At 41.5% G+C, this 15,149-nt stretch carries 13 protein-coding genes; 7 read left to right on the top strand and 6 right to left on the bottom strand.

Annotated features, from left to right (window positions below):
* Positions 1-9 precede the first annotated feature (9 nt).
* Both hslU and PESP_RS01610 read left to right on the top strand, forming a co-directional pair.
* Complete coding sequence (gene hslU / locus PESP_RS01615) at positions 10-1,338, top strand: ATP-dependent protease ATPase subunit HslU (RefSeq protein ID WP_089346478.1); 1,329 nt, start codon at positions 10-12, stop codon at positions 1,336-1,338.
* A gap of 62 nt (positions 1,339-1,400) precedes the next feature.
* A complete protein-coding gene (locus tag PESP_RS01610) occupies positions 1,401-1,775 on the top strand; it encodes a gamma-butyrobetaine hydroxylase family protein (protein WP_089346477.1) in 375 nt (124 codons plus the stop codon).
* A gap of 26 nt (positions 1,776-1,801) precedes the next feature.
* Here the strand turns inward: PESP_RS01610 and PESP_RS01605 are convergent, their stop codons facing one another.
* The 3 genes from PESP_RS01605 to PESP_RS01595 form a co-directional block, all read right to left on the bottom strand.
* On the bottom strand, positions 1,802-3,682 hold the full coding sequence (locus PESP_RS01605) for a methyl-accepting chemotaxis protein (RefSeq protein WP_089346476.1): 1,881 nt from the start codon (positions 3,680-3,682) through the stop codon (positions 1,802-1,804).
* A gap of 86 nt (positions 3,683-3,768) precedes the next feature.
* Complete coding sequence (locus PESP_RS01600) at positions 3,769-4,806, bottom strand: MJ1255/VC2487 family glycosyltransferase (RefSeq protein ID WP_089346475.1); 1,038 nt, start codon at positions 4,804-4,806, stop codon at positions 3,769-3,771.
* Positions 4,803-5,342: a phosphatase PAP2 family protein gene (locus PESP_RS01595; protein WP_089346474.1), complete on the bottom strand. Its 540-nt coding sequence runs from the start codon at positions 5,340-5,342 to the stop codon at positions 4,803-4,805. The genes PESP_RS01600 and PESP_RS01595 overlap by 4 nt, the downstream gene beginning before the upstream one ends.
* Before the next feature lie 202 nt (positions 5,343-5,544).
* Between PESP_RS01595 and rraA the strand changes: the two genes are divergently transcribed.
* Both rraA and PESP_RS01585 read left to right on the top strand, forming a co-directional pair.
* The gene (rraA, locus tag PESP_RS01590) at positions 5,545-6,042 is read left to right on the top strand and encodes a ribonuclease E activity regulator RraA (RefSeq protein WP_004589330.1); all 498 of its coding nucleotides are present in this window, start codon (positions 5,545-5,547) and stop codon (positions 6,040-6,042) included.
* Positions 6,043-6,121: 79 nt separating this feature from the next.
* Entirely contained in the window at positions 6,122-7,168 is a 1,047-nt protein-coding gene (locus tag PESP_RS01585) for a formimidoylglutamase (protein WP_089346473.1), read from the top strand.
* Here the strand turns inward: PESP_RS01585 and PESP_RS01580 are convergent, their stop codons facing one another.
* Both PESP_RS01580 and hutI read right to left on the bottom strand, forming a co-directional pair.
* Complete coding sequence (locus tag PESP_RS01580; RefSeq protein WP_089349070.1) at positions 7,169-8,833, bottom strand: bifunctional diguanylate cyclase/phosphodiesterase; 1,665 nt, start codon at positions 8,831-8,833, stop codon at positions 7,169-7,171.
* 123 nt (positions 8,834-8,956) lie between these two features.
* A complete protein-coding gene (gene hutI / locus PESP_RS01575) occupies positions 8,957-10,204 on the bottom strand; it encodes an imidazolonepropionase (protein WP_089346472.1) in 1,248 nt (415 codons plus the stop codon).
* A gap of 111 nt (positions 10,205-10,315) precedes the next feature.
* On the opposite strand from hutI, the gene hutC reads away from it, so the two are divergent.
* The 3 genes from hutC to hutH all read left to right on the top strand — a co-directional run bounded on the left by hutC (position 10,316) and on the right by hutH (position 14,347).
* Entirely contained in the window at positions 10,316-11,023 is a 708-nt protein-coding gene (hutC, locus tag PESP_RS01570) for a histidine utilization transcriptional repressor HutC (protein ID WP_089346471.1), read from the top strand.
* Positions 11,024-11,135: 112 nt separating this feature from the next.
* On the top strand, positions 11,136-12,809 hold the full coding sequence (gene hutU, locus PESP_RS01565) for a urocanate hydratase (protein WP_089346470.1): 1,674 nt from the start codon (positions 11,136-11,138) through the stop codon (positions 12,807-12,809).
* 2 nt (positions 12,810-12,811) lie between these two features.
* Entirely contained in the window at positions 12,812-14,347 is a 1,536-nt protein-coding gene (gene hutH, locus PESP_RS01560; protein ID WP_089346469.1) for a histidine ammonia-lyase, read from the top strand.
* On the opposite strand, the gene PESP_RS01555 is transcribed toward hutH, so the two are convergent.
* On the bottom strand, positions 14,344-15,114 hold the full coding sequence (locus PESP_RS01555; RefSeq protein WP_089349069.1) for a Rossmann-fold NAD(P)-binding domain-containing protein: 771 nt from the start codon (positions 15,112-15,114) through the stop codon (positions 14,344-14,346). The genes hutH and PESP_RS01555 overlap by 4 nt on opposite strands.
* Positions 15,115-15,149: the final 35 nt, after the last annotated feature.

Here is a 15,149-nt window from a genome sequence, read left to right as displayed (position 1 = left end):
GGACCCATTATGTCTGCTATGACCCCAAGAGAAATTGTACACGAGTTAGATCAGCATATTATTGGTCAAGCTAATGCAAAAAAAGCCGTGGCTATCGCCCTTCGTAATCGCTGGCGCCGCATGCAGCTAAATGATGATTTACGCAGCGAAGTAACTCCTAAAAACATATTAATGATTGGTCCTACAGGTGTTGGTAAAACAGAAATTGCACGCCGATTAGCTAAATTAGCCAATGCACCGTTTATTAAAGTAGAAGCAACTAAATTCACCGAAGTGGGTTATGTTGGTAAAGAAGTTGAAACCATCATTCGCGACTTAGTTGATGTATCAATTAAAATGACTCGCGAGCAACAAACTAAAAAGTTTAAGCACCGCGCAGAAGAAGCAGCAGAAGAGCGTATTTTAGATGCCCTTTTACCACCCGCTAAAGATCAATACGGTGAAACGCAGCGCGACGATAACTCATCTACTCGCCAAACCTTCCGTAAAAAACTACGTGAAGGCCAGCTTGATGATAAAGAAATCGAAATTGATTTAGCGCAAGCCCAGCCAAATGTAGAAATTATGGCGCCTCCTGGTATGGAAGATATGACCAACCAGCTACAAAGCATGTTTCAAAACATGGGCGGCGATAAGCGCACCAAGCGTAAGTTAAAAATTAAAGAAGCTTTTAAGCTATTAACTGAAGAAGAAGCCGCTAAATTAGTTAACCCTGAAGAGCTTAAAGAGCAGGCTATTTTTGCTGTAGAGCAAAACGGTATTGTGTTTATTGATGAAATAGACAAAATTTGTAAGCGTGGCGACTCATCAGGTCCTGATGTAAGCCGTGAAGGCGTACAACGCGACTTACTACCGTTAATTGAAGGTTCAACAGTAAATACTAAGCACGGTATGGTAAAAACTGACCACATGCTATTTATCGCATCAGGTGCGTTCCAAATGGCTAAACCGTCAGATATGATCCCTGAATTGCAAGGCCGTTTACCAATCCGTGTAGAGCTTGAAGCCCTAAGCGCGAATGATTTTAAACGCATTTTAACAGAGCCTCATGCCTCGCTTACTGAGCAACAACGTGAACTACTTAAAACAGAGCAAGTGAATGTTGAATTTAGCGACGACGCTATTGAGCGTATTGCTAAAGCTGCATGGCAAGTAAATGAAAAGACCGAAAACATCGGTGCTCGTCGTTTACATACTGTGATGGAAAAGCTGATGGAAGAAATTTCATACGATGCATCTGAACAAGCAGGTTCAACCCTTACTATTGACGAAGCCTACGTAGAAAAACACCTAGGCGCACTCGTTGAAGATGAAGACTTAAGCCGCTTTATTTTATAAGCTAGGCAAAAATACTATACTAAAAGCCTCCAAATTGGAGGCTTTTTAATGGGGTACATAAAATGAAGCACGTTACCAAAGTGCATTATCATAGCGTAAGTAAAAACCTAGATGTTTATTTCGATGATGGCAGTATGGCTGAATTTAGCTGTGAGTTTTTACGCGTACACTCTCCCTCAGCTGAGGTACAAGGGCACGGCGCTGAACCTATGAAACTGGTACTAAATAAACAAAATGTAGGTATTAAAAAAATTGTACCTGTGGGACATTACGCACTGCGTTTAGACTTTGATGATGGCCATAACAGCGGGCTATTTAGCTGGAGCTACTTTGAAATGCTGCAAGCACAGCATAAAACATTGTGGGATAACTACCTTGTAAAAGTAAGCGAACATGAGCAAAACAAAGACAGCGTGCCAATAAAGTTTGTTCCTTAAACCTTATTGGCCCGTGTAAATCAGTATTACACTTTAAACTTATCAATAGCAGCAAATAAAACCCGTGCCTGTTCAGACACTTCTTCGCTTGTTTGAGCATTATTAGCTGCATGCTCAGAGGCATCTTGTGCTATGTCTCTAATGCGTACAACGTTTTTATTAACCTCAGATGCAACCTGACTTTGCTCGTCAATCGCAACAGCAATTTGCGTACTCATCTCCATGATGGTTTGCACATCTTCAGTAATAGCGCCGAGTAAATCACCCGCTTTAATAGCCTGAGACGCGCTTTCATCACCTTGCGAGCGACACTGGTGCATAATACTTACAACTTCTTGTGTACGTTGCTGAAGGGTATTAATAATGCCTTCAATTTCACTGGTGGACTCTTGAGTACGTTGCGCAAGTGAGCGAACTTCATCTGCTACAACAGCAAATCCTCGCCCTTGCTCACCTGCACGAGCAGCCTCTATTGCGGCATTTAATGCAAGTAGGTTAGTTTGCTCGGCTATTCCTCTAATTACATCGAGTACAGAGCCAATAGTTTCACCGTCTTTTTCAAGTTGTGACACTACGCTTGAGGCATTGCCCAACGAAGATGATAAGTCGCGAATATGTTTAACCGTTGAATCTACTTCACTGCGCCCTTGCTGCGCGCTTAGATTTGTTGACTCAGCTTTTTTAGCTGCAGCTTCAGTATTGTGAGAGATATCTTGAATGGTTGCCTGCATTTCGGTCGCTGCGGTAGCAACCATGTCGGCTTCGTGTAACTGCTCTTGCATACCAGAGCTGGTAGCTGAGGTGCTTTCAGATAAGTGCTCTGTTGCAACATTTAAGGTATTGAGCGCCATGTTAACTTCGTTTATTAGGTTTTTAAAATCACCAATTAAACTATTAAAATCAGTCGTCATGATAGTAACTTCATCTTTACCTGTTTGCTCTATCATCACGCTTAAATCGTTATTACGGCGTATATCGTTGATTGTATGATACACCCTCTCAATAGGCACAATGATCGACTGGCTAGTTAAGTACACCAACGCTAAAACTACAATGCCTGAAATAACAAAAACTATAATGGCTATAAGTTCTGCTTGTTCAACACTTTTTTCAACTTGTAACTTGGTTGATTCAACAATTTCACTTACAACTTTGTCACTTTTTTCAACGTTAATACGCATAACACCTAAGGCACCAGAGTTTAGATCGAGACCTAACTGTGTTTGTGCTTTTACAAGGTTTTCAAAAGCTACTTGGTAAGTATCTATTAAGGGGGTTATTTGCGATTTATAACTGCTTTGCAAATCAGCTTGAGTAATTTTTTGCTTAAACGTACTAATAAGATCATTAAAGCGACTTAAATACTTTGTATCAAAGCGTAACATAAAATCTTTTTCAGCACGGCGTAGCTGCAGCATAGTTGATAAAAGCTCATAGTTATCTTGCTCTTTTAAAAGCACTTCAACTTCGTGCACTGCACTTCTGAGCGTGCCGTATAAACCGTCTTTAGGGTTTAAACCTATCTGCTTTTGCAGTCTTACAACTTCTGTAAAGTCATTATTGTAGTTAGAAATTAATGTATTAAAGTACTCTATTTGCGTTGTAGTAATACCTTGCTGCTGCATTACTTCCTGCAGTTTTTTTAATTTAGTATTTAGTTGACTAAAATCTTTGTCAAATGAGGTAAGTGCTTCCTGCTGCTTATAAAATAGAAAGTTTTTTTCATGCTTTCTAAGTTCTAGGGCGTGAACGTTAAGCTCTTCTGCAAGCTGAATCGTTTTATTTAGGCTCAGAGTTATGCGCGACTCATAAATTATCACACATAACAAAATGACCATTGCCAGACCCACAACAACTGCATTTAATTGCAATCGTCTTTTAATGGTTAAGTTTTGTAAAAAATTCATTGAAAACACCTATATTAAATATGCACTTACAGTGTAGTCTGTTTTGGTGGTTTCTTTGAAATTATTTGTTACTTTTTAACCTTACTTTATGCTTTAAAATTCACCTTTCCCCACAGTCCTTTATGCAATGACTGCGTATCGTGCCACTGCTTATTAAGCAGCCACTCTACAAGAGGTGCAGGGTCACTAGGAAAGTTAATTTGTTGATTTTGTGGCGCACTATTCCAATCATCTAATGCTTGCGGATTTAAATAGTTCATAACGTGTGCCATTTTCATTGCCAGTAATGTTTGAGCGTTTGCCCCTTGCTCAAACTGCCCTTCCAGCGGTTTTAGCAGTAGTTTTTTTCCTAGTTTTAATGCTTCACTCGCTAACTCAAAACCCGCATTCCCTATTACACCACTGGTATTTGCCAAATCATTTAAAAATCCAGTGCGTGAAGGCGCGCGCAAATGAATATGTCCAAGTGATTTATTTTGTGCGTGAGGGTGATAACAATAAAACTCCTTTTCAGGAAAGTCTTTTAAGTAATCGATGATGTTGTCGAGATTTTCAAAAGGTAAATAGACTAATACTTTGTTCATAACGGCAACAGGGTTACCGTGCTCATGATTAGCAATAAATGGCGGAATAATATTATGCGCAAAAGGCTGCCAATGAACGCCTAAATAGGTGCTTGCTGGCGCATAATGCTTTATTAGCGACTTTCTAAATAAACCTCGTCCAAACATAGGCACACTGTCAGATAAAAATGCAGCTTGATGACTTATGCCTACCACAGGAACACCTGCACGCTTTGCAGCCCATGCCGACACAGGCTCAAAGTCATTAAGTACAAAGTCATATTTTTTGACATCAAACGCTTTTATATCTTTTACTAACTTGCATATTCTGGCGTTTTTTAATGTTTGATAACTTTTTACTTGGCCATTTTTAGTGCTAAACGATAAACCACGATACGTTTTATAATCTGCAAATTCTTGCATATCAAAATAGTCTTTGTCAGGGCGTCCTGAAAAAACATAATCTACGTCTATACCTAACTGCTTAAAGCAACTTGCCATCACGCGTGCGCGTGTAATATGCCCATTGCCTGTACCTTGAATACCGTACAATATTTTCATACAGGCACCACCAAGGCTAACGCCAATAAACCGCATGAACTTCCAATAATCGCACCTATCATAATGTCTGCCGGAAAGTGAACTCCCAGTATCACACGTGATAGTGCAACCCCTGACGCCCAGCTAAACCACAACCATGTATATTGCACAAAAAAGTGGCTTAAAATAATCGCCACTAAAAATGCAGCAGCACTGTGCCCCGAAGGGAGACTAAACTTATCGCTCGGCACAATGTACGCATTACTCACTAAACAATCGCAAGGGCGAATACGCGCAAAGCTACGTTTTGCTAAAAAGTAAATGGGCCGCTCAATAACAAAGCCTAACAACACCGTGATAGGCAGTAATTGATATTGTTCGTTAGTACTTAACCACCAAATGGCGCCACACATAAGCAAATAAAGGCCGCCATTACCGCTTTTAGATAGCCCAAGTGCGGCTGTTTTAAGCCAAGCGGGAGAGTTATAATTAAACAGAGTTAAAAATAATTGTTCATCCACTTGAGCCATTTTTTTAAGTACATTGTTATCGTTCATCACTTACCCTCAGCAGCACACTATATAACCATAGTTGAAGCTTAGAGGTTGAAAATAACAATTCGGTGACGCTTTTAAGACACTATTGTTGCCATTTCTAATTCATTGCTTTTTTGGGTAAATTTACTGCGATTAAGTCGTTGTTATTGCATACAAGCAGGGTATACTGGTTGTAACTTATGTACCCTTTGAGGATAAAATAATGGATTACAGCACTTCTGACTTATGTGATTTTTTTGCCGATGTGGTTGACGTGCTTGAACCTATGTTCATCAACTTTGGTGGTCGACACACATTTGGTGGTCGAATTAAAACAGTAAAATGTTTTGAAAATAATGAACTGATCCGTGAAATTCTCTCGCAAGATGGTACAGACCAAGTACTACTTATAGATGGCGGTGGCTCAACTCGCCGTGCACTTATAGATATTGAGCTCGCTGAGCTTGCTCTAGATAACAATTGGAACGGCATTATTGTATTTGGTGCGGTGCGCCATGTAGATGAGCTAGAAGAAATTGATTTAGGTATTCAAGCAATTGCCTCAATTCCTGTTGCTGCCGACAGCGAAGGCGCCGGTGAAGATGGCATTGGTGTTAACTTTGCGGGTGTGTCGTTTTTTGATGATGATTTTATTTACGCAGATAGCACAGGTATTGTTTTATCAGCAGAAGAGCTTGAATTAGAAGTTATTGAAGAGTAATTTTAAATAGTGCTCGAAAGAGCACTAAATTACTTCACTACTTAAATAGTATAGGCCGCTCAATACGGATAAATAAACTGTGCATCCCTCCCTAAAAGTTTATGATGAACAAGCAGTTAAACCTTACTGCTCACACCGTAATAACGAAAAAAAGACTTGGCAGTCTTTGGCGCTACTTGATACCCAAGTAAATGTACAACAAGCACTAAACGATGCTGCTCAATTTGGTATTCGCTACGTATTAGTAGGTATTTGTGAAGACATAGGACCGCGAGCTAATTTAGGCAATCGCGGCTCACACCAAGCTTGGCCCGCTTTTTTACAATGTTTTTTAAACCAACCGGTTAATCAATTTAGTGCTACAAGCCACGTACTCTTGCTCGGTGAGATTACTGTTGATGATTTAATGGCCCAGAGTGACCGCTTAAACAATCAAAACGCTGATGACTTAACACAATTACGCCAGCTATGTGCCGCAATAGACGAGCGCGTAGAGGCTGTTTTAACGCTTATATTTAATGCAGGTCTTGAGCCTATTGTTATTGGCGGTGGGCATAACAATAGCTTTGGTATACTCAACGCGTTAAGTAATTGCAGCAGCGCAGCCGTGAACGCTATAAACTTTGACCCTCATGCTGATTTACGCCAATGTGAAGGGCGCCATAGTGGCAATGGCTTTAGCTATGCTTTAAAAAATAAAACACTTAAGCACTATCATATTATTGGACTGCATGAGCAAAAAAATAATCAAGCAACCTTTGATTTTATAGCACAACACCAATGTAGTTATCACAGCTACCAAGCTATTATGGTTCGCAGGGAAACCTCATTAACCAATGCAATACACCAAGCTCTGGCAACATTTGACTGCGCTCCTCTGGGTGTAGAACTTGATTTAGATAGTATTTCGTTTTTACCTGCTAGCGCCTATACCTGTTGTGGGTTTAGCGTGAGTGATGCTGAGCATTATGTGTATTTGGCCGCTAAACATGCAAACAGTCGATATTTACATTTATGTGAGGCGGCGCCCGTTAATCACCCTGCGGGGCTAAACGCAGGTATCAAAAGCTGCGGGCAAGTTACAGGCGCACTTGTGAACGCTTACTTACATGCTAAAACTTACTAATTAACCTTGCTGATGAGCTTGCCACTGTTTAAGCCAACTCATTAACCCAATACTGCTTAACGGGTGCCCAAAATAATACCCTTGCGAAGCATACGCTTTTAAGCTTTTAACAAATTTAAGTTGGTCGAGTGTTTCCACCCCTTCAAAAATAACTTTGGTATTTTGTTGGTTATGCATTTCAACCATACCGCCAACTAAGCTACGTATATTATTTTGGTTACTAAAATCGGCTGTGAGTGAAGGTGCTACTTTAATGTATTCAACCGAAAGGTTAGGTAACTTTGAAAGCACGATAGGATTATCACCCAAACCATCTACACATATTTTTAAACCAATGTTGTTTAAACGCGCAATCATTGCACGGCCTTTATTATCTAGATCAGTAAAAATGTGTAATGGGCATTCAACGATTAAATCGCCATGCTGTAATTTATGCTCATTCACTACACTATCCACAAACTCAACAAATTCTTCGTTAAGCATTTCTGGACCAAATAAATTAATACTTAAAGGCATTGCAATGCCTTCAATGCGTAGTGCCATAGCAAGCTCAGCAGCTCGCTCAATAACAAACTTAGCTAATGGATAAGCTAAACCAGCTATATGTATGTCGTCGATAAAACGATGCGCAGATAAAATTCCCTGCTTAGGATGCTGCCAACGTAGTAATAACTCTAAAAACTCAATTTGGCCATCGTCGTTGCGTATAACAGGTTGAAAATAAAGCTCCAGCTCACTTACAAAATCTATATTTGCTAACTCTTTTAAACGCGCCTGCTGCTCTAATTGCTCAATCATCATTTGTTGATGGTACACAACAACAGCCTGTTTAGGTTTACTATCTAAAGCTAAGTAGGCGCATGATATTAAGTTATCAAAGTTAGCGTCTTGCTCGTCACAATTTACATAACTTGCGCGGGCTTTTACCTCTACCGTACAGTTTGCAACATTAAAAGGTTTTAGCGTTGCGCCTATGATCTGCTCAATCACTTGTTCGTGGCTATGTTTATGCACGGCTAAGCTGCAAATAAAGGCAAAATTAAGCCCTCCTAAATGCGCAAGCTTTTCGTTAAATCCTAAGTCAATTACATCGTCACTACTAAGTAAGTTTTTGATTCTGTTTGCTGATTGTGCAAGTAGTAAATCACCAAAATCTCTACCTATATGCTGGTTTACTTGCTCAAAGCCTTCTAAGCGCACAATAACAAGTGCCGCTTCTATTTGTTTTTCTTTGCACCAATTATAGTAGCCTTGACGAAGTTGCTGCTTGTCGGCAAACACTGCTAAAGGCGAATCATCTTGGTAAAGCTCAGGCTCGCTATTGTGAAGTGCAACCTCATCGCTTGTGCTTTCTTCATCCTTTATTAATCCAACTACGGCTAACAATAAAATAGCCACCACAACCCAAAAAAGCGGAACGTTCATTAATAAGTGCGCCGAAAACAACACTACAAACAATAATCCAGCTATTGCACTAGTGATGATCATGCTCCAATTATTGCGCTCAAATGCCTGCCATAAATGAAAGCAAAAACCAAAGGCAAGGAGTATAGCCAGCCATGCAGCACCACTACTTAAAATTGCCAAACCAACAACAGCGGTACACAAGTAGCTAAATTTTAGGCTTGTATTTTTAACCGCAAACAAAGTTGCAACCATCGCCATTAAAAGCGCGCCGCTAAAAAAAATTGGGAAGTTACTATCGGTTAAAATACTCAAGTTAGCGCCACTCGTTGCTGACAAAAAATTCAATAAAAGCATGTTTAATATGAACAAAAATAATACAAACTAATTAATTCTACCCAAAATCCATAGATTTAACAGTTTATTTACGCCAAATTGGTAACTTAATTGCGATGGGTGACCTATTTGCCAATGTGCAATATCTGCCCTTGCGCCTACTTTTAGCACACCCCTGTCGTTTAAACCAAGTGCTAATGCTGCATTGCGCGTTACACCTGCAAGCGCTTGCTCTGGAGTTAACCTAAACAAAGTACACGCCATATTCATCATTAACTGTAGTGAGCATAAAGGTGAAGTACCTGGGTTAAAATCACTCGCAATGGCAATGGGCACCTTGTATTTTTGTAACAGCTCAATAGGGGGTAACTGCGTTTCTCTTAAAAAATAATAAGCACCAGGGAGTAACACAGCCGCTGTACCTGCTTGCGCCATTGCTTTTACACCGTCCTCATCAAGGTATTCAATATGATCAGCCGACAAACCTTTAAATTCAGCCACCAGCTGTGCACCGCGCTGGTTAGATAGTTGCTCTGCATGGCATTTTATAGGTAGGTTATGTTTTTTAGCGGCTTCAAACACTTGTTTGGTTTGCTGATAGCTAAACCCCACATTTTCACAAAATACATCAACAGCATCTGCAAGGTTATTTGCAACCACTTGCTCAAGCATATCGGTGCAAACTAAATTAATATATTCATCAGCACGGCCTTTATATTCAGCTGGTAAAGCATGCGCCCCTAAAAAGGTGGTTTTAATATCAATAGGATGATGTTCACCCAATAAGCGTGCTACTTCGAGTATTTTCAGCTCGCTTTTAACATCTAGCCCATAACCGGATTTTATCTCAACAGTTGTGACACCTTCAGCAAGCAAAGTATTCAACCTATCTTTACCATCAACAAAGAGTTGTTCACGCTCAGCCGCGCGCGTGGCAGCAACGGTGCTTGCAATCCCACCGCCCTGCGCTGCAATTTGCTCGTAACTTACGCCTTGTAAACGCTGCTCAAATTCCTCAGCGCGCGAACCTGCAAATACTAAGTGTGTATGACAATCTATTAGCCCTGGTGTTAGCCATTGCCCTTTAATGCTTAACGTTGGCGTTGCAAACACATCAAAACTTGGTAAATCCGATTGCTTACCTAACCACGCAATTTTACCATTTTTTATGGCCAAGGCTGCATTTTCAATTATGCCATAAGGGGCATCTATACTACTGTCCATACTGGCAATATTGGCATCAGTAAGTAATAAGTCTATGTCTTCTAACCCATAGTTTGATGTTTTATTTTGCATATTTAATTCCCTAACTTGCTTAAAATACAGTCTAACAACACACCTTGTATATACAAGATAATTATGCCATCTTTATTAAACAGTGACTTTTAAATACCAATACACAACATAATGACCACACCTAAATTTGCTCAAATAAAACAGTTTATTGTCGATAAAATTAAAAGCGGTGCATGGCAAGAAAATCAAAGAGTGCCGTCTGAAAACGAGCTTAGCAGCCAATTTAGTGTAAGCAGAATGACAGCACGACGCGCTTTAAGCGAGTTGACCGATGCAGGCATTTTAACCCGTAGCCAAGGCCTAGGTACATTTGTAGCAAGTTTTAAATCGCAATCGTCATTATTAGAAATTAAAAATATTGCTGATGAAGTAAAAGAGCGAAATGGTCATTACAGCTGCAGTGTGCACGTGCTTGAATCTATTAATGCTGTGGCACCAATTGCCATTGCACTGGGTGTTGAGGTAGACAGTGTGGTTTATCGCAGTGTGCTTGTGCACAATGAAAATGATAAGCCACTGCAAGTTGAAGAGCGCTTTGTAAATCCAGATCTTGCAAAAGGTTACTTACAGCAAGACTTTACAACACTTACTCCGCACGAGTATTTATCGAGCGTGGCTCCACTTACGCAGGCCCGCCATACTGTAGAGGCAGTTATGCCCAACGATGAAATGTGTCAGTGGCTTAATTTGTACAACGAAGAGCCTTGCTTACAGGTCATTCGCCGCACTTGGTCTACAAAAGGCATTGTAAGCTTTGCACGCCTTGTATCACCTGGGAGTAAATACCGCTTAGGTGGGCATTTAACATTTAAAAAATAACCTGAATTCAAAAATAAAAACTTATATCAACACAATTCAGATTACATATAAAAACGCTTTAAAAGGCGTTTTTTTAAAGCCGATTACCTTGTATATATAACAGGAGTAAAACATGGACAATCGATTAGACAAAACGCGTGTTATACGTGCACCCCATGGCGATAAAATTAGTGCCAAAAGTTGGCAAACAGAAGCTGCTAAACGCATGCTTATGAATAACTTAGACCCCGATGTTGCAGAACACCCGCATTCACTTGTGGTATATGGTGGCATTGGTCGAGCTGCGCGCGATTGGCCTAGTTTTGATAATATTATAGACACACTCGATAGACTCGAAAGCGACGAAACCCTCCTTGTACAATCGGGTAAACCGGTAGGCGTATTTAAAACCCACAGCAATGCACCGCGCGTTCTTATTGCCAATTCAAACCTAGTGCCACACTGGGCAAATTGGGAGCACTTTAACGAGCTCGATAAAAAAGGGTTGATGATGTACGGGCAAATGACGGCAGGCTCTTGGATTTATATTGGCTCGCAAGGCATAGTTCAAGGCACTTACGAAACCTTTGTTGCTATGGCAAAACAACACTTTGTGGGTAATGCAAAAGGTAAATGGGTATTAACCGGCGGGCTTGGCGGTATGGGTGGTGCTCAACCTTTAGCTGCAACTATGGCAGGCTTTAGCGCCTTAGTAGTTGAATGCGACGAAACCCGTATCGATTTTCGTATTAAAACGGGATACGTTGATGTAAAAGCCACAAACCTTGAACATGCACTGCAATTAATTACCGATGCCTGTGTAAAAGGGGAAGCGTTATCGGTGGGTTTACTCGGTAATGCAGCCGATGTATTTACAGCGCTTGCTGCCAGCAATATTACGCCCGATATTGTAACCGACCAAACCTCAGCACACGACCCACTAAATGGCTACTTGCCGCAAGGCTGGAGTATGGAGCACGCGGCAAAAATGCGAGAGCAAGCGCCACAAACAGTTGTAAAAGCCGCAAAACAATCAATGGCTGTGCAAGTAAAAGCCATGTTAGCGCTACAAAAAGCAGGCGCTGCAACAACCGATTACGGTAATAATATTCGCCAAATGGCATTTGATGAAGGAGTCACTAACGCGTTTGACTTCCCTGGTTTTGTACCGGCTTATATTCGCCCTTTATTTTGCGAAGGTATAGGCCCATTTAGATGGGTTGCACTCTCTGGTGACCCAGAAGATATTTACAAAACTGACGCGAAAGTAAAAGCACTTATTCCCGATGATAAACATTTGCATAATTGGCTAGATATGGCGCGCGAGCGCATTCAATTTCAAGGGTTACCTGCTCGCATTTGTTGGGTCGGTTTGAAAGATAGAGCCCGCCTTGCCATCGCTTTTAACGAGATGGTTAAAAATGGTGAACTCAAAGCCCCTGTTGTTATTGGCCGTGATCACCTCGATTCGGGTTCTGTTGCCAGCCCCAACAGAGAAACCGAAAGCATGCTAGATGGCTCAGATGCTGTATCAGATTGGCCTTTACTTAATGCCTTATTAAACACCGCAGGTGGTGCTACATGGGTGTCGCTGCATCATGGCGGCGGCGTAGGAATGGGATTTAGCCAACACTCAGGCGTAGTGATTGTGGCCGACGGCAGTAACGAAGCAAAAGAGCGAATAGGGCGCGTGCTTTGGAACGACCCCGCCACAGGCGTAATGCGCCACGCCGATGCAGGTTACGACATTGCAAAAAATTGTGCCAAAGAACAACACCTAGATTTACCTATGCTAAACAAGGAATAGTCATGATTTCACACACTCTCACACCTGGGCACCTTGATTTAAACACACTGAGAAAAATTAATGATTCGGCCGTTAATTTAAGCTTAGCAAACAGCGCCGAGTCGCAAATAGCAGCCAGTGCACAAACCGTTCAAAATGTAATAAACGAGCATCGCACCGTATACGGAATTAATACAGGGTTTGGATTATTAGCCAATACAAAAATAGCCGATAGCGAACTTGAGTTACTTCAGCGCAGCATTGTTCTTTCGCATGCTGCGGGTATTGGCGAATACATGGATGACAGTACCGTAAGGCTGATGATCACCCTTAAAGTAAATTCGCTTTCGCGCGGCTACTCAGGTATTCGCTTGCAAGTCATTCAGTTTTTTATGCAGCTATTAAAAAGTGAAATGTACCCGTGCGTGCCAAAAAAAGGGTCTGTTGGCGCATCGGGCGATTTAGCCCCCCTAGCCCACATGTGCTTGGTGCTATTAGGCGAAGGCCAAATGCGCTATCAAGGCGAGGTTATTAGCGCAAGCCAAGGTCTAAAAATAGCAGGGCTTGAACCCCTTACACTTGCTGCAAAAGAAGGTTTAGCGTTATTAAATGGCACGCAAGCGTCTACGGCATTTGCATTACAAGGTTTATTTAGAGCCGAGAATTTATACGCGCAAAGCTGCGTTATTGGCGCTATAAGTATTGAAGCCGCGAAAGGGAGCCGTGCACCATTTGACGCCCGTATTCATGATATTCGAGGTCAGCGCGGGCAAATAGATACAGCTCACGTATTTAGAGAGCTACTCAGTGAACACTCTGAAATTAGTCAATCCCACGTAAATTGTGAAAAAGTACAAGACCCTTACTGCTTACGTTGCCAGCCTCAGGTACTCGGCGCATGTTTAACACAAATACGCCAAGCCGCAGAGGTCCTTTTATGTGAATCAAACGGGGTGACCGATAACCCGCTAGTGTTTGCAGATGTCGGCGATATTATTTCAGGTGGAAACTTTCATGCAGAGCCTGTGGCCATGGCAGCTGATAATTTAGCAATCGCAATTGCCGAAATTGGCGCCTTGGCCGAGCGACGCATAGCCTTGCTAATTGATTCAAACCTTTCAACCTTGCCACCCTTTTTAGTAGAAAACGGCGGGGTAAATTCTGGCTTTATGATTGCCCAAGTAACCGCCGCCGCACTTGCATCAGAAAACAAATCACTCGCGCATCCAGCTTCTGTAGACAGCTTACCGACTTCGGCAAACCAAGAAGATCATGTCTCTATGGCAACCTTCGCCGCTAGGCGCTTAAATGAAATGGCCAATAACACCCAAGGCGTATTGGCTATTGAATGGCTAGCCTCTGCCCAAGGGCTTGAGTTTAGAGCACCACTTAAAGCATCGAAGCAAGTAGAAAAAGCCAAAGCATTACTACGCGAGCATGTTAGCTACTACGACCAAGACCGCTATTTTGCCCCTGATATTGAATCTGCAAATAGGCTTTTAGCGCAGGGTGTATTGTGTGACTTTGTTATTGATAACCCGTTGCCATCAGCACATTAAATTGTGTGCTGATAACTAAACCCTAACGCTTCAATGGCTGAGCCCAACACCTTGCGCTCAGCCGAATCATCACTTGTAAAAGTGGGCATTTCGCCGCCATGCTCTTCACACTTTTGTGCATAATAATTCGCTTTAGTTGGGTGTGAAGGGTTAACCACATTGTAAATATTTTGCCCTGCATTAAAGTTGTTCATTACCGCAAAAATAGCGTTTATTACATCTTGTTGGTGTACCATATTAACTACTTGTTGGCTCGATGTGTTTAACTCTTTACCTGCAACAAATCGTCCTGGTTCACGATTTGGCCCAACTAAACCCGCTAAACGCAGCACTTTACCATCTTGTTCTAATACCTGCTCTTCAGCATCGAATAGTTTTATTTGGCGCTCATTTGTGCACGAAATATCACTACTTTCTGTGTAAATTCCGGGTTCTTGGTCGTACACCCCGGTAGATGAACATAAAATAAAGCCTTTTGAATTTAACTGCTTAGCAAGATTAAGTGCTGCAGTTAACGTTTCAGAATAATTACTTTCGCTATGGCGGCTACGTGGAGGTATAGCGCATACCCAGTAAGCATCGCGTAAATCTACTTGATGTTTAAGTTCGCCATTTGTAAGTACAAATTGGCGCTGAAAATCATCGCTATGCTCATCACTTCGGTGTGTGCCTTGAACACTCCAGCCAGCTTGCTCAGCCTGTACGCACAAAGTATGACCAAGCCAGCCAGCTCCTAATACTACTAATTTATTAGCTTTTGTTTCCATTTTTGCATAACCCTTCATTTTAAACGCATAATTAG

The sequence above is a fragment of the Pseudoalteromonas espejiana DSM 9414 genome (assembly GCF_002221525.1).
Classification (GTDB): Bacteria; Pseudomonadota; Gammaproteobacteria; order Enterobacterales; family Alteromonadaceae; genus Pseudoalteromonas; species Pseudoalteromonas espejiana.
The sequence above is the reverse complement of the archived record's forward strand: the minus strand, read 5'-3'. Positions and strand labels throughout refer to the sequence as shown.